At 65.8% G+C, this 17,685-nt stretch carries 19 protein-coding genes; 8 read left to right on the top strand and 11 right to left on the bottom strand.

Going from position 1 to position 17,685, the window contains the following annotated elements; translation table 11 throughout:
- From K1X74_22295 to K1X74_22305, 3 genes are all read right to left on the bottom strand, one after another.
- Window positions 1-319 (bottom strand): toll/interleukin-1 receptor domain-containing protein (locus K1X74_22295; GenBank protein ID MBX7169083.1); only part of this gene is annotated, 319 nt, incomplete at its 3' end.
- 71 nt (window positions 320-390) lie between these two features.
- Window positions 391-1,398, bottom strand: a complete 1,008-nt coding sequence (locus K1X74_22300; GenBank protein MBX7169084.1) for an HD domain-containing protein — start codon at window positions 1,396-1,398, stop codon at window positions 391-393.
- Window positions 1,399-1,445: 47 nt separating this feature from the next.
- Window positions 1,446-2,399, bottom strand: a complete 954-nt coding sequence (locus tag K1X74_22305; protein ID MBX7169085.1) for an SDR family oxidoreductase — start codon at window positions 2,397-2,399, stop codon at window positions 1,446-1,448.
- 182 nt (window positions 2,400-2,581) lie between these two features.
- On the opposite strand from K1X74_22305, the gene xerD reads away from it, so the two are divergent.
- Complete coding sequence (gene xerD, locus K1X74_22310; GenBank protein MBX7169086.1) at window positions 2,582-3,616, top strand: site-specific tyrosine recombinase XerD; 1,035 nt, start codon at window positions 2,582-2,584, stop codon at window positions 3,614-3,616.
- 45 nt (window positions 3,617-3,661) lie between these two features.
- Here the strand turns inward: xerD and tilS are convergent, their stop codons facing one another.
- Window positions 3,662-4,666, bottom strand: a complete 1,005-nt coding sequence (tilS, locus tag K1X74_22315; protein ID MBX7169087.1) for a tRNA lysidine(34) synthetase TilS — start codon at window positions 4,664-4,666, stop codon at window positions 3,662-3,664.
- Window positions 4,667-5,631: 965 nt separating this feature from the next.
- Between tilS and rny the strand changes: the two genes are divergently transcribed.
- Genes rny through K1X74_22335 form a run of 4 tightly spaced genes read left to right on the top strand, consistent with a single transcriptional unit; the run spans window position 5,632 to window position 9,334 of the window.
- Entirely contained in the window at window positions 5,632-7,176 is a 1,545-nt protein-coding gene (rny, locus tag K1X74_22320; GenBank protein MBX7169088.1) for a ribonuclease Y, read from the top strand.
- A gap of 57 nt (window positions 7,177-7,233) precedes the next feature.
- Window positions 7,234-8,061, top strand: coding sequence for a YmdB family metallophosphoesterase (locus tag K1X74_22325; GenBank protein MBX7169089.1), 828 nt, complete (start codon window positions 7,234-7,236; stop codon window positions 8,059-8,061).
- Window positions 8,062-8,095: 34 nt separating this feature from the next.
- Window positions 8,096-8,626, top strand: a complete 531-nt coding sequence (locus K1X74_22330; protein MBX7169090.1) for a DUF2752 domain-containing protein — start codon at window positions 8,096-8,098, stop codon at window positions 8,624-8,626.
- A 42-nt stretch (window positions 8,627-8,668) separates the two neighbouring features.
- Window positions 8,669-9,334 (top strand): hypothetical protein, encoded by a 666-nt coding sequence (locus K1X74_22335; protein ID MBX7169091.1) that lies wholly within the window; start codon window positions 8,669-8,671, stop codon window positions 9,332-9,334.
- A 10-nt stretch (window positions 9,335-9,344) separates the two neighbouring features.
- On the opposite strand, the gene K1X74_22340 is transcribed toward K1X74_22335, so the two are convergent.
- Both K1X74_22340 and K1X74_22345 read right to left on the bottom strand, forming a co-directional pair.
- The gene (locus K1X74_22340) at window positions 9,345-9,980 is read right to left on the bottom strand and encodes a thermonuclease family protein (protein ID MBX7169092.1); all 636 of its coding nucleotides are present in this window, start codon (window positions 9,978-9,980) and stop codon (window positions 9,345-9,347) included.
- Window positions 9,981-10,049: 69 nt separating this feature from the next.
- Window positions 10,050-10,364: a hypothetical protein gene (locus tag K1X74_22345; protein MBX7169093.1), complete on the bottom strand. Its 315-nt coding sequence runs from the start codon at window positions 10,362-10,364 to the stop codon at window positions 10,050-10,052.
- A 462-nt stretch (window positions 10,365-10,826) separates the two neighbouring features.
- Here K1X74_22345 and K1X74_22350 point away from each other — a divergent pair, with 462 nt between their 5' ends.
- A complete protein-coding gene (locus tag K1X74_22350) occupies window positions 10,827-11,462 on the top strand; it encodes an HNH endonuclease (protein ID MBX7169094.1) in 636 nt (211 codons plus the stop codon).
- Between the two features lie 160 nt (window positions 11,463-11,622).
- On the opposite strand, the gene K1X74_22355 is transcribed toward K1X74_22350, so the two are convergent.
- Window positions 11,623-11,901, bottom strand: a complete 279-nt coding sequence (locus K1X74_22355; protein MBX7169095.1) for a ferredoxin family protein — start codon at window positions 11,899-11,901, stop codon at window positions 11,623-11,625.
- A gap of 675 nt (window positions 11,902-12,576) precedes the next feature.
- Between K1X74_22355 and K1X74_22360 the strand changes: the two genes are divergently transcribed.
- Window positions 12,577-13,158, top strand: a complete 582-nt coding sequence (locus K1X74_22360; protein MBX7169096.1) for a sigma-70 family RNA polymerase sigma factor — start codon at window positions 12,577-12,579, stop codon at window positions 13,156-13,158.
- Between the two features lie 28 nt (window positions 13,159-13,186).
- On the opposite strand, the gene K1X74_22365 is transcribed toward K1X74_22360, so the two are convergent.
- The 3 genes from K1X74_22365 to K1X74_22375 all read right to left on the bottom strand — a co-directional run bounded on the left by K1X74_22365 (window position 13,187) and on the right by K1X74_22375 (window position 15,024).
- On the bottom strand, window positions 13,187-14,086 hold the full coding sequence (locus K1X74_22365; GenBank protein ID MBX7169097.1) for a hypothetical protein: 900 nt from the start codon (window positions 14,084-14,086) through the stop codon (window positions 13,187-13,189).
- A 60-nt stretch (window positions 14,087-14,146) separates the two neighbouring features.
- Window positions 14,147-14,623, bottom strand: a complete 477-nt coding sequence (locus K1X74_22370; GenBank protein ID MBX7169098.1) for a hypothetical protein — start codon at window positions 14,621-14,623, stop codon at window positions 14,147-14,149.
- 161 nt (window positions 14,624-14,784) lie between these two features.
- Window positions 14,785-15,024, bottom strand: coding sequence for a hypothetical protein (locus K1X74_22375; protein MBX7169099.1), 240 nt, complete (start codon window positions 15,022-15,024; stop codon window positions 14,785-14,787).
- A gap of 610 nt (window positions 15,025-15,634) precedes the next feature.
- On the opposite strand from K1X74_22375, the gene K1X74_22380 reads away from it, so the two are divergent.
- Window positions 15,635-17,200, top strand: coding sequence for a 2-isopropylmalate synthase (locus K1X74_22380; protein ID MBX7169100.1), 1,566 nt, complete (start codon window positions 15,635-15,637; stop codon window positions 17,198-17,200).
- Window positions 17,201-17,261: 61 nt separating this feature from the next.
- Here the strand turns inward: K1X74_22380 and K1X74_22385 are convergent.
- Window positions 17,262-17,685, bottom strand: a 424-nt coding sequence (locus K1X74_22385) for an ABC transporter ATP-binding protein (protein ID MBX7169101.1), incomplete at its 5' end; no start/stop codon positions are given.

Here is a 17,685-nt window from a genome sequence, read left to right on the forward strand (position 1 = left end):
TGCGCAAGGGCGGCGGCGCCACGTCCTGAAACTCGCCCTCGACGAGCACCGGCACGACGACGGCGGCGCCGTAGGCCTCGAACCGCGTCCACTGCGACTGCTGCCAGCGCGGCGTGAGCACCGGCACCACGACGCGGCTGGCCTGGCAGTGGCGGTCGATCTCGCGATACCAGTGATCGCCCGTTTCGAGCCGCTGCTCGTCGAACCAGACCGTGAGCCCGGCGGCGACCAGCCGCCGATAGACGGCCCGGGCCAGCTCGACGTCCGGCTTGCGATAGCTCAAAAACACGTCGAACGACGCTTTGGGCTGGTTCGTCATGGTGGAATTGCCCCGTGCGGTCGTGTCAGGGCCGGGCGCAATTCTGCCCGGCGAAGGAGCATCGGCCCGCCTTACCCGCCGCGGTAGAACGGCTGGTTCATCGGATTGCGGCTCGAAGTGATCGGGCCGGTGCCCGATTCGTCGGCCAACGCGCGATAGAGCATCTGGTACTTGGCGTCCAGGTCGTCGGCATAGTGGACGATCATCGCCTCGGGCGTCATCGGCGGCTTGGGCGATCCCCATTCGGGCAGCCGCTGATGGGCGACGATGACGTGCTCGAGCCGCAGCAGCAGCTCCGGGTCGATCGCCCGGCCGGCGGCCGCCTCGCGCAGCATGTCGCGGCCTTGCAGGATATGGCCGATCAGGTTGCCCGCGGCCGTATATTGCGTGCCGTCAGGCAGCAGTTCGAGCTCGCGCAGCTTGCCGAGGTCGTGCACGATCGCCCCGGCCGTGACCAGGCCGACATTGAGCCGTGGCTCGAGGTCGGGATAGAGGCGGTCGTATTGCTCGGCCAGCCAGGTGGCATGCCGGGTCACGTTGAGCACGTGTTCGAGAAATCCGCCGGCGAAAGCGTGATGGTTGCGCCGCGCTGCGGGCCAGCGCAGCAGTTGCTCCCGATTTTGCTCCAACACGTCGAGCACCAGTTGCCGCAGCTCGGGCTCAGCAATGCGGTCCCGGGCCAGGCCGGCCAGCTCGTCGAACATCTGCACCGAGTCGAACCGCGACCGCGGCAGGAACATGGCCGGGTCGAATCCGTCGGCCGCGTCGTCCGGGCCGGCCTCGCGGATCTTGCGGATTTCCAATTGCGGGCCGAAGTTCGTCTCGCGCAGCACGACGCGCAGCTTGTAGCAGCCGCCCACGGTCCACGTATCGCGACAGGCGATGGCCCAGGCCGAGTCGCTCCAGATCGGGAAGGCGATTTCGCGCCGGGCGTCGCGAAACGTCACGCGGAAGTACGGCTTGCCGTCCTTGGTTTGCAGTTCTTCGCGGCGCGACAACAGCGCGAAGCAGTCGGCCTCTTGCCCGGCCACCAGGTCGGCCAGGGCAACCAGGGGAACAGCGCGCTGTACGGCGCTCATCGCATGGCCCTCGCGAGAAAAGCTGAATTTCGATCAGCTTAATCGACTCACGGATCGCAAGCAGCGACCCGGGCCAGCTCGGCCTTGAAATATTCGATCGTCCGGGCCAGGCCCGTGCGGCGATCGACCGACGGTTGCCAGCCGAGAACTTTCTGGGCCCGGGCGATGTCGGGCCGCCGCAGCTTGGGATCGTCCTCGGGCAAGTCGCCGTAGACGAGCGTGCTGGTCGAACTGGTCAGCTCGACGACTTCCTCGGCCAGCTCGCGCATCGTCAACTCGGCCGGATTGCCCAAGTTGACCGGCTCGACGAAGTCGCTGTGCAACAGGCGCACGATGCCATCGACCAGGTCCGTGACGTAGCAGAAGCTGCGCGTCTGGCTGCCGTCGCCATAGACGGTGATGGGTTCGCCGCGGAGGGCCTGCGAGATAAAGCTCGGCAGTGCCCGGCCGTCGTCGACCTGCATTCGCGGTCCATAGGTGTTGAAGATCCGCACGATCCGCGTGGCCAGCCCAAACTCGCGGTGATAGGCCATCACGGCCGCCTCGGCAAAACGCTTCGCCTCGTCGTAGACGCTGCGCGGCCCGATGGGGTTGACGTTGCCCCAATAGGTCTCGGTTTGCGGATGCTGGAGTGGGTCGCCGTAGACCTCGCTCGTGCTGGCCAGGAGCAGCCGGGCATGATGCCGGCGGGCCAGCTCGGCACACAGGAACGTGGCCTGCGCGCCGCAGCGCATCGTTTCGATCGGATTGCGCAGGTAGCCGATCGGGCTGGCCGGCGAGGCAAAGTGCAGAACCGCATCCACGCGGCCGCTGACGGGCAGCACCTCGGCCACGTCGCATTCGAGCCGCGTAAAGCCGCGCTGTTCGAGCAGGTGATCGGTATTGCGGGGCGAACCGGTTAGATAGTTGTCGAGGCAGACGACCTCGTGGCCGTCGCCCAGGAAGCGATCGCACAGGTGCGAGCCGATGAAGCCCGATCCGCCGGTGATCACCACACGCACAGCAGCACACTCCTCGGTTGCGCTCTCGCTGCCCGGCGGATGGGGGGCCGGACAGCCGGGGGCCGGCCGGGAATGCCCGCGGCCCCTGAAGTTTATCTACGCCACGGGCCGAAACCAAATCCGTTCCCAAGATGCGTTGGTCGCGAGGTGCGGATCGTTTTTCACCGCGTTGGAGTGTTCCGATGGCGTCACGTTCGCACCAACCGGCACAACCGTCGCCCTCGCGCGGCGGTGCGCCGCGCCGGTCGACGAGCGACCAATCGGCCCGGCCCTCGCCCGGCAAGAGCGGTTCCGCGCATCGCGGCCCGCTTCCCAACGATCATCGGCCGGCGGCGCCGCGCTTCGTTTCGGTATTTGCCGAGTATCTGCGCAACGAGTGCCACCTGTCGGACAACACCGTGGCAGCCTACCGCCGCGATCTGACGCGGTTCGGTCAATGGCTCGACGGACGCCAGTTGACCCGGCTGACCATTCAGGACCTGTCCGACTATGCCGCCTGGCTGCATGGCCAGGGACTGGCCCCGGCCAGCCTGGCGCGGCACCTCGTGTCGCTCAAGATGTATTACCGCTACCTGCAGCTCGAGGGTGCCGTGCAGGACAACCCCGTCGAGCTGCTCGGCAGCCAACGGTTATGGCAGCGCGTGCCGAACGTGTTGTCGCCCGAGATGATCGACCGCCTGCTCGGGGCCCCCGGCGCGGACGATCCGTTGTGGATTCGCGATCGAGCATTGCTGGAACTGCTCTACGCGACGGGCTGTCGCGTGTCGGAAATCTCGCACCTGGAGCTGCGCGATCTGCACCTCGACGCCGGCTACTGCGTCTGTCACGGCAAGGGCGATAAACAGCGCGTGGTGCCCCTCGGACGACGGGCCATCGCCGCCATCGAGCGCTACCTGGCCGACGAACGCCCCCGGCTCTTGCGCGGAGCGGTGCGCACGGCGCCTTGGGTGCTGCTCTCGCGGCGTGGGCTGCGGCTGCGCCGCGAATCGATCTGGGAACTGATGAAGAAATACGCGCTGCGCATCGGGGCACCCGAAACGGTCAGCCCGCACACGATGCGCCACAGCTTCGCAACGCACCTGCTGGCCGGCGGTGCCGACCTGCGCCAGGTGCAGGAGATGCTCGGCCATGCCAATATCGCGACCACGCAGATCTACACGCACGTCGATCATGCGCGGTTGAAGGCCGTGCACAAGAAGTTTCACCCCCGCGGCTAATGCGCCGCAGCGCCGTGCCGGGTTGTCGCGCGGTCTCCGGCTGATTCAGCGTTCGACTGGCGCACGGTTCAGCCGCAACACGCCGCCGGCGACGTCGAGCCGGGCTCGGACGCCGCCCGGGAGATCGAGGGCCGCGAGACCCGGTGTGGGCCCGAGCGCCAACTCGGCCAGAGCCTCCCAGTGGGCAAAGCTCATGTCCTGCTCGGGCCAGCCCGTCTGGCGCCAGAGTTCGACGAACAGTTCGCGCACGAGGTATCGCGGCTCGTCGCGCAGGCCGGACAGCGTGAGTTCGACCTGCGCTGCGTCGCAGCGCGTGGCCACGGCTTGCAGCCGTCGACGGGCCGACTCTCGCAAGACGCTCTGCGCCTCGGCGGCCAGCCGTCCCAGCCGCAACAGCGCGCCGGCCACGTCGGGGTTGAAGTCGCGCGCCAGGAGCGGCAGCAGCTCGTGCCGCAGCCGGTTGCGGGTGAAAACCGGCTGGAGATTCGTCGCGTCGTCGCAAAACGGCTGTGCGATTGCCGCCAGGTAGGCGAGCACCTGGACGCGGCGGACTTGGAGCAAAGGCCGCAGCAAGGTGGCCGGACCAAGCGGTCGGGCCCGAGGGATGCCGGCCAGGCCTCCGAGGCCGGTTCCGCGGAGGATGCGCTGCAAGATCGTCTCGACCTGATCGTCGGCTGTGTGTGCCGTCGCGACAAACCGCGCGCCGAATGCGCAGGCCGACTCCTGCAGGAACGCCAGTCGCGCTCCGCGCGCCGCCTCTTCGCTCTGCGGGCGACCGGCTTCGACCGGTGCTCGCTCCACGGTGCAGACCAGCCCGTGCTGCGCGGCCAAGTCGCGAACGAATGCCTCGTCGCGATCCGATTCGAGCCCGCGCCAACGGTGATTGAAATGGGCTACGACCAGGCGGCCGAGACCGGGCCGGCGCAAGGCGACGAGCGCGCGCAGCAAAGCCACGCTGTCAGGCCCTCCGGAAACGGCAATCACGACCGTGACCTCGCTCCACTCGGTCGGCGGCCAACTAGCTTCAAGTTCTTGTTCGAAGGGATGCATCCAAAGCCGGCTCGCGGCGACGCATGGTCGGCGCGCGGAAAGAAGGACCTCCGCTGGCCGTCATAGCTTGCCTGAAGCGCCGGCGCTCTCACCAGCGGCGGCACGCGCTCCCATTGCCCCGGCGGCATCAGGTTGCAGAGATTGTTCAATTTTTGCTAACATTTGAAACAAGAGGGCTGGTAGTTCTCTCTTGGGGTCTTCGTGCTCCGTGCAAACATCCGAGTTTGCACGTCGTCCCGCTGGCTTACGGCGGGCGCGAAGAGTGCACGGGGGAGTAGCCAACCGGCCCTCGCCAAGTCGATGCCTCTGTAGACGAGTGTCTTCGGCCTGACCCGTTCGGGCAAGTCGAACGACCCTGGCCAGATGCGAACTGGCGACGCGAGAGTTTCCTGGTTCTTTTGACGTACGAGCCCCCTGACCGAAAGACCTGCGGAATGCTGGACCTGGTGATCCTGTTTCTGCAGCAGTGGTTCGGCAAACTAGGCTGCGCGATGCGTGCCGTGTCGAGGTGCGTGAAGCCTTCGACGGTGCACCCGAGCGCGGCCTTTTGGCCGCAGGCGGTGGCGTCGTTTGCCGAGTGGGCCCATGCGGCCTGGCTTTGCATGCGCTATCGCCCGCCTGACGCCGAGGCTCGGGTAATCCATTCTGCTGGAGTTGGCCTGCGGTCGTATCCTGGGGATGCTGCCGCACGGGCGCGGTTGCGCACGCCTGGGTTGCGCGGTTCCGCCTGGTTGTCCGGAGCCTGGCCGGCCTTGCCCGGCCGGCCACCGCGGTAATCGGCCAACAACGTCGATCGAAGCAGTTCATTCTCGCGGGCCCGCCTCACGGCGCTTGCGTCGTGGTGTTTCGCTGGCAGGCGTTCGTTTGCCCCCTCGCGCCATGCTCGGCGCAGGTGCTCAGCACGGGATCATGGCCGCATGCGCTCGCAGCCGTAAAAGGAGCCTGCCGTGCTACCAGCGGAGACCGTGTTGGCGGTGATCGTGACGGCGATCGTGGCGGCCGCTTTGGCCGTGGCCCTGATCAAGGTCCTCGATCGCCTGCGGATGAAGGACGCCGAGACCAAGGCCAAGCAGCTCGTCGCGCAAGCCGAGCGCGACATCGAAACTCGCCGCAAAGAATCCGAGCTACAGATCAAGGAACAGGCCATCCAGGTCCGCGCCGAGGGCGAGCGCGAGATCAGCAAGCTGCGCGACGAGTTGTTCGAGCGCGAGCGGCAGCTCGACAAGCGCCAGGACAGCATCGATCAGCAATCCGACCAGCTGCGCAAGCAGGAGAAAATGGTCGAGAACAACCAGCGCAAGCTGGCCGAGCGGATCGAGGAAACCACGCGCCGCAACAAAGAGGCGGCCGACCTGGTCGACATGCAGCGGCAAAAGCTCCACGAGCTGTCGGGCCTGTCGCGCGACGCCGCGACCACGCGGCTAATGTCGATGCTCGAAGACGAATTGCAGCGCGAAACCGGCGCGATGATCCTGCGGCACGAGCGCAAACTGCAGGAGACCTGCGAGCAGAAAAGCCGCGAAGTGATGATCACCTCGCTGCAACGCTATGCCGCCAGCCACGCGGCCGAAAGCACGACCAGCACGGTCGACATCCCCAACGACGAAATGAAGGGCCGCATCATCGGCCGCGAAGGCCGCAATATCCGCGCGTTCGAAAAGGCCACGGGCGTCGACGTGATCATCGACGACACGCCGGGCGTGGTGATCGTCAGCGGTTTCGACAAGGTCCGCCGCGAAATCGCCCGGATTTCGCTGGAGAAGCTGATCGCCGACGGCCGCATCCACCCCTCGCGCATCGAGGAGGTCGTGGCCGAGACCGAAAAGGAGCTCGAGGCCCACTTGATGAAGGTCGGCCAGGCGGCCGTGCAGGAGGTCGACCTGTCGAACGTCAATGAAAAAATCATCCACCTGCTGGGCCGGCTCAGTTTCCGCACCAGCTACAGCCAAAACGTGCTGCGGCACTCGGTCGAAGTAGCCTTCTTGAGCGGCATGATGGCCGAAGAGCTGGGCCTCGACGGCCGGCTGGCCCGCCGCTGCGGCCTGTTGCACGACATCGGCAAGGCTGCGGACCACGAGGCCGAGGGGGGGCACCCCAAGATCGGCGCCGATCTGCTCAAACGCTATGGCGAGCGCCCCGAGGTGGTCCACGCGGCGCTGGGTCATCACGACGACTTGCGCATCGACTATCCTTATACGGTGTTGATCGCCGCGGCCGATGCGGTCAGCGCGTCGCGGCCGGGAGCACGGCGCGAGAACCTCGAGCACTACATCAAACGGATGGAAGAGCTCGAGCAGATTGCCACCGAGTTTTCCGGCGTCGAGCAGGCCTATGCCATCCGCGCCGGCCGCGAAGTGCGCGTCATCGCCAGCTCGCGCGACACGACCGACGAAACGGCGGCCAAGGTCTGTCGCGACATCGCCAACGCCTATCAGGAACGGCTGACCTATCCCGGCGAAATCAAGGTGACGATGATTCGCGAAATCAGGGTTACGGAGACGGCCAAGTAACGACACCGGCGGCGCGGACAGGTGCCGCGCCTGCGGCTTGGCCCAGGGAGTTGCGGCGTGCGGCTACTCTTCATCGGTGATATCGTCGGCAAGCCCGGCCGTGCGATCGTCGAACGCGCCGTACCCGGCCTGATCCGGCGCGAGGGCCTTGATCTCGTCGTGGCCAATGCCGAGAACGCCGCGGGTGGCTCGGGCATCACTCCCGCGATTTATCGCGAATTGATCGCCGCCGGGGTCGACGGCATCACGCTGGGCGATCACATCTATCGACGCAGTGAGATCAACGGCGTTCTCGAGCACGAGGCGAACATCTGCAAGCCGGCCAATTTCCCGGCCGTGGCCCCGGGGCGCGATCACATCGTCCTGACGGCCCGCGACGGCACGGCAGTGGCCGTCGTCTGCGCGCTGGGGCGGCTATTCATGCGGCCGGTCGATTGCCCGTGGACGGCCATCGACCGCGTCTTGGAGTCGCTTCCCGAACAGGTCCGCTGCGTGCTGGTCGATTTTCACGCCGAAGCCACGAGCGACAAACAGGTGATGGGCCGCTACTTGGACGGTCGCGTCAGCGCGGTGCTGGGCACGCATACCCACGTGGCCACGGCCGACGAGCAGATCCTGCCCGGCGGAACGGCATTCCAGTGCGACGTGGGCATGACCGGGCCGCACGATAGCATCCTGGGCCGGCGAATCGATCGCGTGGTCGACACCACGCTATCGTTCGTCCCCTCGCATTTCGAAGTGGCGACCGGCGACGTGCGGATCAACGGTGCTATCGTCGAGATCAACCCGCAAACCGGGCGGGCGACGGCGATTCGCCGGTTGTCGATCGATGAAGCCGACGCGGCCGAACTGGCCGCCTGGGAGCGGACGCTCGAGCCGCGCTGAGCCCGAGACTCGCCAGCGCGCGGAGTGCAAAACAATGCCTGGACGTGATAGCAGGCCGACTCCGTCTTGCACGTCTGACGCGGCGTCGCTATCTTCCCGCCGCTTTTCCTCGATCTCATCCACAAAGTTCCGCGCGTCCGAAACGTCGCGCGCGTTGCCTCCTCGGTTGCGATTCGGCTGTGGCCTGGCAGGCCTGGGGCTCCTCGCTCTGCTCTGCGTGGCTGCCTGGCTGACGCCGAATGCCCGAGGACTTGGTACGCACCAACAACTGGGACTGCCGCCGTGCACGTTCTTGACCTTGTTCGGCCAGCGTTGCCCGGCCTGCGGCATGACGACCGCCTGGGCCCATGCCGTGCGTGGCCAGTTCGCCGCGGCGGCGGCGGCCAACCTGGGCGGGACGCTGCTGGCCGTAGCAGCGGCGCTGGGCGCGCCTTGGCTACTGGCGGTGGCCCTGCGTGGACGATGGCTGCTGGGCGTGCCGCGCGAGGAAGTGCTCGCGGTGGGCGCCGGGGTATTCGTAGCCCTTACGCTGCTCGATTGGGCCGTGCGCTGTGCATGGCGCTAGGGCAGCTTCACTCCAACTGAATCATCCGAAGAGGTCCTGGCGATGGAACGCTGTTCACCTCGTGCGGCCGCGGCCTGCGCGGCCGGGTTGTTGAGCCTGCTCGCGCTGTTGCCCGCGGCCGGCTGCACCAGCGCGCTGGCCGGGGCCATGTACATCATCCGCGGCACCGACGAGCCGGCCGAATTCGACGGGCTCAAGGAGCAAAACGTCGTGGTCATCTGCCGGCCCCCGGCCGACGACCAGTATCGCAACATCCGCGTGCCTGAACTGCTGGCCAAGGAGCTGAGCAGCCTGCTCGGGCAGCGCGTGTCGAAGATCAAGATCGTCGATCATCGCAAGGTGGCGCGATGGACCGACGAAAACGACTGGCTCGAATTCAAGGAAGTCGGCAAGGCACTCGACGCCGACCGGGTCGTGGCGGTGGATCTGGAAAGTTTTTCGATCTACCAAGGCCCGACGCTCTACCAGGGCAATTCACAGGTTCGTGTGCAAGTGCTCGACATGCACGCCGGCGGCGAGGTGATCTTCGAAAAGCGCCTGCCGTCGAACGAGTACCCGGTCAACACAGGTGTGCCGACGTCGGAGCGCGAGGAAGAAGAATTCCGCCGCGAGTACGTCGCGATCCTCGCCGACCGGATCGGCCGCTGCTTCTACCCACACGATTCGTTCCAGAAAGTCGCCGGCGACACGGACGCGTTGTTGCGATAGCGCGGGCGGCTTAGCGCTCGTCGGACCAGATGCCGAGTCGCTGCCGTCTCGCGTCTTGCTGCGCCGCTTTGAAGCGGTCCTTCATCGCCTGGGAATAGGGATGTCGCAGCAGGGCCCGCCCCAGACCGGCGCGGAGCAGTTCTTCGTTGAGCATCCGGTCGCCGACCCAGACGTAGGCCAACAGTCGGCCATAATCGTCGGTGCGCTCCTGGTCGAACTCGAGCCGCACGCGGTTTTGCCCGGCGGCCAGGAATTGCCGCGTGAAGGCCGTGGCCTCTTTGCCGAAGGGCTGGACCGGCGTGTCGGGTTTGACCGACTCGGGCGTATCGACGCCGATCAGCCGCACGCGCTGGTCGTTGTCCAAGAGCAGCGTGTCGCCGTCGACAACACGCTGGACGCGATACGCGCCTCGCTGCGCGCCAACCCAATCGTTATCGGTCTGTGGTTGCGCGGTTCGAGCAGCAGTCTCCGCCGGCGGCTCGTCGGTCGCCGGCGTGACCCCGCGCGCGGGCGGCGACGGCCGACGCGTGTCGGGCGCCTGGTGCGTGGCAGAATTCCACTGGGAGTACTGCCGGGCAGCAAGCACCAGCAACACGCACAACGCGACCCACCACGGCATGCGGCGGCGACCGGGGCGGGGGGGCATAACGGGCCTCTTGCTGGCGCCGCAGGACGGCACCCCGCGCGACGCACTTGAGATCTGCCCGCGGGCAAATCAGTTCTGGCTGAAGTTCATCGGGCTGGCTGCGTCCTTGGCCAGAGGATCGCGAGCGAACTTCTTCTGACAATCGCAGCACAAGTCAAATCGCAGTTCGCGCGGTGTGAGATCTTCGGCGCTGTCGTCCCCCAGCGGGCGCGAATGAGCCCGTTCGAAAACCTGGTGCAACTCTTGCAGATGATCGCGGTCATCTTCGAGACTCTCGTCGGACAGCGGCTCGAGCGCCGCGGCGATCTCGATCTTGACCACGTAGCGAAACTCTATCTCCGGATCGATCTCCCGACCGCAATGGTCGCAGGTGTAATGGATCATCGACCGACTCCTGGGCAGGGGATAGCTGGGGGCGAGATGTGCGGCGCGCAGGCCGGGTGCGGGTTGAACTTCGCAGTTGCGCCGCTGGTGGTGTTCGGGAGCTCAGCCCCTGGGCTCCCACGAGTTCCATCCTAATGGCGCATTTTTCGAAGTGGCAACAGCACACGGGGTCAAAAACAGGTAGAAGCATGCCGGGAACTTGTAACGGCTGGTCATCTGCCCGGACCACGTTGGCGGCACGCCAGGGGCTGGCAACCAGGCACCAGCATCAGCCGCCCGAAGCCGGGCGGCCCGCACAGGCTCGGCAGGAACCGATCCGGATTTGCTGGTCGGGGCGCAGGTGACCCACTAGAATGGTTCTGCAGCTTGCCCGTTGCTGCAAGCTGAACGATGGGGAGGAGACAGACATGCTGTCATGCCCCGCGAAGGCCTGCCATCCGCAGAGGACCCGGAGGAGCCTCGATGTCCCTGGCTGCCGCTTTAGACCCTCTCGGCACGAGCGTCTTGGTCCTGAACCGCTTTTACCTGGCGGTTCATGTGATCAACGTCCGCCGCGCATTTGGTCTGCTCTATCGCAACCTGGCCGAGGTGGTGCACCTCGAAGACGGCCAATACGCCAACTACACCTTCGATTCGTGGCGTGAGATCAGCGAGCTGAAGGCTCAGTTCAAGGATCCCGACAGCGATTGGATTCGCTCGGTGAATTTTGAAATTCAGGTGCCGCGGGTCATCCGCTTGTTGACCTACGACCGCCTGCCGAAACAGACGGTGCGGTTCAATCGCCGCAACATCTTTGCTCGCGACAGCAACCGCTGCCAATACTGTGGCCACCGGTTCCCGACGAGCGAATTGAGCCTGGACCACGTGGTGCCGCGCAGCCAAGGCGGCGACACGTCTTGGGAAAACATCGTCTGCTGCTGCGTGCAATGCAACGTCCGCAAGGGCGGGCGCACGCCGCAAGAGGCGCACCTGAAGCTGATCAAGCAGCCCGTCCGGCCGAAGCGCAGCCCGTTGTTGACGATCAAACTGGGCAACCCGAAGTACGAAAGCTGGAAGTCGTTCCTCGATAGCGCCTATTGGTCGGTCGACCTGAAATAGGGCCGATTTCCCAGTCGACCTGAAAGCGACGTGCTGTGCGGGCGGCAATTGCACGGCACAAGCGTGCGAACCGCGCAGCCGCAAAACCGGCACAGCGCACGCACAGCAGGACGCCAGCCCGACGCAGTGATCCAGCCCGACGCAGTAAACCGATCGGCGGTTACTTGTCGGTCAGCGGAGTTTTCTTCTCGGTGATCACCGTGCACTTCGGCGCCTTCTCGGCGTTCAGCGCAACGAAGCTTCTCCACTCGTCGGGCACGTTGTCTTCGTGATAGATGGCCTCAACGGGGCATTCCGGCACGCAGGCCTCGCAATCGATGCATTCATCGGGGTGGATGTAGAGCATCGTTTCGCCCTCGTAGAAGCATTCCACGGGGCAGACCACCACGCAGTCGGTATAGCGGCAGCCGTCACAAGGCTGGCAAACGACGTGTGTCATTGCGAAGGTTTCTCCTGGCTGATGCGAAGTCTTCGAGCACTTCGTCGGACGTTCCGGCAATCACGCTGCAGTCATTCGACCGGCCCTCGGGCGGAACCGCATCGCGCGCGATTCTGACGGGCTGTCGAGGCTGGTTAACGAGACGACTTGGTCCGCGAGACTACTCGGTCGGCACGACAAAAGGACGGCCACCAAGGGTGTGGCAAGTGCTTACAGGCGTTGTACTTGACCACGGTTGCCGCCACGAATGGTGGGAATGTTAGGCAGTCGAGGCAACTGCGTCAAGCCAGTGAAATCATTGCGATTTGCCGAGCGCGAGTTAGGTCGCCGCTCTTTGGACACGCAGAGTGATCGGCCCGTAACCGCGTGCGATTGCCCCGGTCGTGTCGATGGCGCAAAGGTTTTTGCAGCAAGCGGATAGGCTGTCTTCGACGCGCGCATTCGCCTTGCTTCGCGAAAGTGTCGTTCTTAAGATTGATTGGTTCCTCTCATCGGTCATGGCCCGACGGCGAGGTCCGCCCGGCACCCGCCGTACATCGCTTGATGCACTGTGCCGCATCGCACCCCACGCCTCAGCCTGCGCAAGCGGCGGCAAGGAGGTCGATCTCGGCGTAGATCGCCCCGGCTTTCGAGCGGTAGGGCCCGTGGCAGGGGAAACCCTCGAGGCAAGCTCCTGTGGCGCTCTCTGAAATTGATCGCAGCCTTCTCGAACGGTGCTTAAGCCACAAGCCCGCCGCATGGAAGGACTTTGTCGATCGTTTCATGGGGCTGTTCGTGCACGTCATTCAGCATGTTGCTCAGGCCCGTAGCGTACGGCTGACCCCCGAGGATCGGCAGGCGCTGTGCTCGGACATCATGCTGGCGATTCTCCGTGACGATGCGGCCGCGCTGCGAAATTTTCGCGGACAAAGCAGCCTGGCGACGTACCTGACCGTCGTGGCTCGGCGCGTGGTCGTGCGCGAAATGGTCCGCGCGAAGGCGGCCGCCCGGTTGTCCGAGGCCAATTTGAACAAGCTCGCTACCAGCGACACCGTGATCGACACTCCCGAGGAGCGCTTGAGCGATCGCGAAGAAGTCGCACGGCTGATGGCGGCGCTGCCGGAAGAAGAGGCCGAGATCGTGCGGCTGTATCACCTCGAGGGCAAGTCCTACGAGGAGATCGGCAACCAGATCGGCTTGCCGGTGGGCAGTGTGGGCCCCTTGCTGAGCAAGGCCCGGTTGCGGATGCGGCAACACGCGACCGGCCAGGTGGGCTGAATCGTCTGGCCCGGCGTTTCGCGTTCGGTCATTGCGCCCCGTCCACTCCGAAACGTACTCCGCCGCGGGCACCCGCCGGCGCGTTCAGCCGCGGATCGGCCAGATCGATCACCTGTGGCGCCACGTCGCTGGGCATCGACCACAGGGCATCGCTCATGTCGTCGGCATAGTTGATCGTCCAGGCGTCGACCTTGAGCGTCAGCGAGAAATCAGCCGACGGCCACTGCAGCTTGACCTCATGGGGCAGGGTCACTTCGGTCACCGGGTCGCGGCGATGATCGCTGGCAAATGCGCTGGCGATCAGGTTGCCGGCCTCGTCGCTGAGATGTTGTTCGAGCACCAGGCCGCGCGCCGCGTCGAGCAGGGTCACCTTGATCAACACCCGGTTGCCGCGCAGCAGGTTCGATTGCACGGCCAGCCGGCCGCCCGGCACGCTGCGCGGGCCCGCATGCGCGGCGCTCGGATCGAAGTGGACCAGGCCCAACGACTCGATCAGCCATTGCGGATCGATCGGCAGCATTTGCTGAGCGCGGCTCGCCGCATACTGATCGTGCCGGCAGGTGAACAAGGCCGGGGGTTCGCTCCGGCGAATCCAAAACCAGAAGCGCTCGTCATTGCTGCCGAGGTCGAATTCGCTGCCCGTCAGTGCGGTCTCGGCCAGCAGCCGCAAGCGCCGCGGCGCCTGGTAGGCAATCTTGGCCGTCACACCGGGCAGGCCCGTGGCCTTGATCCGGGCCTCGGTGGTCGACAACGAGGTGACGTGGACCGTGTGTCGCTCGACCGTTTCCACCACGTCGCTGAGCGATGGCCCGACGGGCAATTCCGGCCCGGGAACCATGTACTGGTCCAGCAATTGCGGGCAGCCGGCACCGCCCGCCGCCAAGAGCGGCAAGTAGGCCAGGCACAGCAGTGTGAGCTTCGGTCGCACGCGGGGTTGCCCGTGAGGATGCAGCCGTGTTCCAGAGCGAGACACTATTTTCGCGGCCGCTCAGGCCGCATCGGCATACAACAGCCTGGCCAGGGCCTCTTGGATTTCGGCTTCGCGTCGCGCGTCCGGTTGTGCCACGACAACCTCGTAAGTCTCCGCGTCGCGTGGGCAATAGAGCCGCATCGGGCGCCCTTCCTCGGCGTCTTCTTCCATCCGCAGAATTCGGCGGCGAACCAGGAGCAACGCCAGCACGAACCGCAGATCGGCCTGATCCGGGTGACCGGCGAGCTCGCGAAAGTAGTCGAGCAGCACCTCGTCGGGGGCGAGCTTGGCGCGGTGATCGTCACGCGTGGGCATGCGCGACTTCCACCAGGCCACTGCACCCTCGGGCGGGCCGGTCCAGGCCTCGCGCGCATAATCGCGCCGCTCGGTGGCCTGCCCGGCCTGAAACAGCGCCGAGTAGAACACTTCGCCCTCGGCCAGGTCGCGGCCGGTCGTCGCGCATTTGCGGCTGCAGCGTTGAACTTCGTAGTCCATGGGAATGCAATCAGCGGAACCGTGAGCAGCCTGCCGGGCGCGGCGGCGAAGCGTAACGTAACCCCCCAGCGGGCTCAAGAGATGCGCCCGCTGACAATCGTATGCCGCTGCCCTCGCGCCGGCTGCGCGCAGCTAGCAGGGGCAGCCCCGGGCATGCAGACTCAGTACGCGGTGAAGAACCGCTGGTCGGTGCCGCCGGGGCCGATCGTGAGTCGCACGAACCGGGCGCATTTCGGGCAGCGCCCTTCGTAAGCCGTGCCGGCACGATTGACATAAATCCGCTGGTACACACCGCAGCAAGCAAACTGCATCCCGATGAACCGCCGTCGAGCGTCGTCGGCACTGCCGCCCGCCGGGCGCAGGGGTACGTCACTGTTGAGATCAAGCTGATCGCCGGGCATGGCCAAGCTACCCTCGGTACCAGACCCGGCTGCAATACGCCACGACCGATGACGATGTAAAGGGCAATCAGGACGGCACAACCCTTCCCGTACACGAATCCGCATGCAGCGGTGATGCGGCGAGAATCGCGCGCGAACCCGAGAATGCCCTGCCATCTCTTCGTTCCAGCAAAACTCGCGGGCGGCGCTGCGCGGACCGGGAAAACTTGACCGTGCCAGCTTTGCCGGCTAGAGTTGCTCGAAACCCTGGGGGATTTTGTCGCGTGAACCTGGCAGCCGCAAATCTTGTGCTACGGCTGTTGCTTACCTCGGGCGGGCTGCGGCTCGCCGGTGGTCGGCCGTAGGGCGCGTGCGCAAAGGTTTCCCCTGAAACAGCCACACGATCGACCCTGAGGCCGAAGACGGTCTTGGGGTTTTTTTGTTGCCCATTTCGCGGACAATCGAACGGGCCGGGAGTAGTGCGAACGTGAACCAGTCAGCCAGCCGGGAACGCCTGCTGTTGCTACGCGCGCCGACCAGGGGTCGGCAGCCGCGCGCCAGCGGCTAGGTTTGAAGTGGTTCGCGCTCGACAACAGGTAACAAAACTCCCGCCCACAAAGGTGAATTCCCGATGACTGCCCCGCGTCGCATTACGATTTTCGACACGACCTTGCGCGACGGCGAACAATCGCCCGGCGCCAGCATGAACAACACCGAAAAGCTCGAGGTCGCCCAGGCCCTGGTCGACCTGGGCGTCGACGTCATCGAGGCCGGCTTTCCGATCGCCTCGGTCGGCGATTTCGAGGCCGTGCGGCAAATCGCCCAATCGATCCGCGGGGCGACCATCTGCGGCCTCGCCCGGTGCAACCCGCAAGACATCGATCGCGCCTGGGAGGCGCTGCGGCATGCCGAGCGATCGCGGATTCACGTGTTCCTGGCCACGAGCGCCATCCACCGCGAATTCAAGCTGCGGATGGACAAGGACGAGATCGTGGCCCGGGCCGTCGAGGGCGTTCGCCGTGCAGCTGGCTACACCGACGACGTCGAGTTCTCGCCCGAGGACGCCGCCCGGACCGAGCTCGAGTTTCTCTGCCAGGTGGTCGAAGCGGCAATCGGTGCCGGCGCCACGACCGTGAACATTCCCGACACGGTCGGCTATGCCACGCCGGCGCACATGCACCGCTACATCGCCACGCTCAAGAACAAGGTGCCGAACATCGATCGGGCCGTGATCAGCATCCATTGCCACAACGACCTGGGCCTGGCCGTGGCCAACAGCCTGGCCGCGGTCGAAGCCGGGGCAGGGCAGATCGAGTGCACCATCAACGGCATCGGCGAGCGGGCCGGCAACTGCGCGCTCGAAGAGGTGGTGATGGCCCTGCGCACCCGGCACGACGTCTACGGCTGTACGACCCAGATCCACACGCCGCGGCTGGTGCCCACCAGCCGGCTCGTGGCCAACATCACCGGCATTCAGGTCCAGCGCAACAAGGCGATCGTCGGGCGCAACGCGTTCGCCCACGAGGCCGGCATCCACCAGGACGGCATGCTCAAAGAGCGGTCGACCTACGAAATCATGCGGCCCGAGGACGTCGGTTTCGCCAAGACCGACCTGGTGTTGGGCAAGCACAGCGGTCGGGCGGCGCTGGCCGATCGCGCCAAGTCGCTCGGGTACCGGCTCGACGACTCGCAACTCAACGCCCTGTTCGAGCAGTTCAAGGCGCTGGCCGACAAGAAGAAGGAAATCTACGACGGCGACATCGCCGCCTTGATCGAGCAGGAATTCCGCGACGCGGTCGAGACCTACACGCTCGTCAGCCACGCGATCGACGCGGCCACGGGCCAAACGCCCCGGGCCCGGCTGGTGGTACGCCGCGGCGACCAGGAGCTCAAGGCCGAGGTCCAGGCCGGCGACGGGCCGGTCGATGCGATCTTTCTGGCGATCGAGCAGGTCACGGGCATGCAGGTCGTCTGCAAGGATTTTCAGGTCCACAGCGTGTCGATGGGCAAGGACGCGCAGGGCGAGGTCACCGTCGAGGTCGAGTACCAGGGACGCGTCGTCCGCGGCCGCGGGATCTCGACCGACAGCATCGAGGCCAGTGCCAAGGCGTTCTTGAGTGCGATCAACCGGCTGCTGTCCGGTGCCGGCGAACGACCTTCGGACCCGAGCGCGGCGCAGGCCTCGGCGGCCGTTTAGGTCCGGGGGGCTCAATCGCCGCGCAACGGGGATCACCGCCGTGGTGCGCGACCTGGAACGCTCACTCGTCGGCCAGCTCTTCCTGAAGTTGCAGCCAGCGCTCTTCGGCCGCGGCCAGTTGATCGCATGTGGCCGTCAGTTCGTTATGGCAGCGCAGGGCGTTCGCCGCGTCGAGCGTCGTCATCAGTTCGCCGTTGAGCTTCTTCTTTTGCTCGTCGAGCCGCGCAATGTTGCGCTCCAGGGCGCCCAGTTCCTTGCGCACATCGCGCTCGCTGCGGCGCGCGGCGCGGGCTGCGATGTTCGGCACGCGCCCACCCGCGGCCGGCCGCCTGGTTGGGCTGGCCGCCTCGCGCTCGCCTTCCTCGATCTCCCGGTTGACCATGTACAGGTAGGCTTCGTAGTCGCCCCGGTAGTTCACCACCCGCTGGTCGCGGACCTCGACGATGCAGGTCGCCACGCGCTTCATGAAATGACGGTCGTGGCTC

It is taken from the genome of Pirellulales bacterium (assembly GCA_019694435.1).
Taxonomy (GTDB): Bacteria; Planctomycetota; Planctomycetia; order Pirellulales; family JAEUIK01; genus JAIBBZ01.

Coding starts and splice junctions, on each gene's coding strand:
- K1X74_22300 (MBX7169084.1), bottom strand. CDS start 1,398: ATGAGCGCCGTACAGCGCGCTGTTCCCCTGGTTGCCCTGGCCGACCTG.
- xerD (MBX7169086.1), top strand. CDS start 2,582: ATGGCGTCACGTTCGCACCAACCGGCACAACCGTCGCCCTCGCGCGGC.
- tilS (MBX7169087.1), bottom strand. CDS start 4,666: ATGCATCCCTTCGAACAAGAACTTGAAGCTAGTTGGCCGCCGACCGAG.
- K1X74_22330 (MBX7169090.1), top strand. CDS start 8,096: ATGCCTGGACGTGATAGCAGGCCGACTCCGTCTTGCACGTCTGACGCG.
- K1X74_22335 (MBX7169091.1), top strand. CDS start 8,669: ATGGAACGCTGTTCACCTCGTGCGGCCGCGGCCTGCGCGGCCGGGTTG.
- K1X74_22340 (MBX7169092.1), bottom strand. CDS start 9,980: ATGCCCCCCCGCCCCGGTCGCCGCCGCATGCCGTGGTGGGTCGCGTTG.
- K1X74_22345 (MBX7169093.1), bottom strand. CDS start 10,364: ATGATCCATTACACCTGCGACCATTGCGGTCGGGAGATCGATCCGGAG.
- K1X74_22350 (MBX7169094.1), top strand. CDS start 10,827: ATGTCCCTGGCTGCCGCTTTAGACCCTCTCGGCACGAGCGTCTTGGTC.
- K1X74_22355 (MBX7169095.1), bottom strand. CDS start 11,901: ATGACACACGTCGTTTGCCAGCCTTGTGACGGCTGCCGCTATACCGAC.
- K1X74_22370 (MBX7169098.1), bottom strand. CDS start 14,623: ATGGACTACGAAGTTCAACGCTGCAGCCGCAAATGCGCGACGACCGGC.
- K1X74_22375 (MBX7169099.1), bottom strand. CDS start 15,024: ATGCCCGGCGATCAGCTTGATCTCAACAGTGACGTACCCCTGCGCCCG.
- K1X74_22380 (MBX7169100.1), top strand. CDS start 15,635: ATGACTGCCCCGCGTCGCATTACGATTTTCGACACGACCTTGCGCGAC.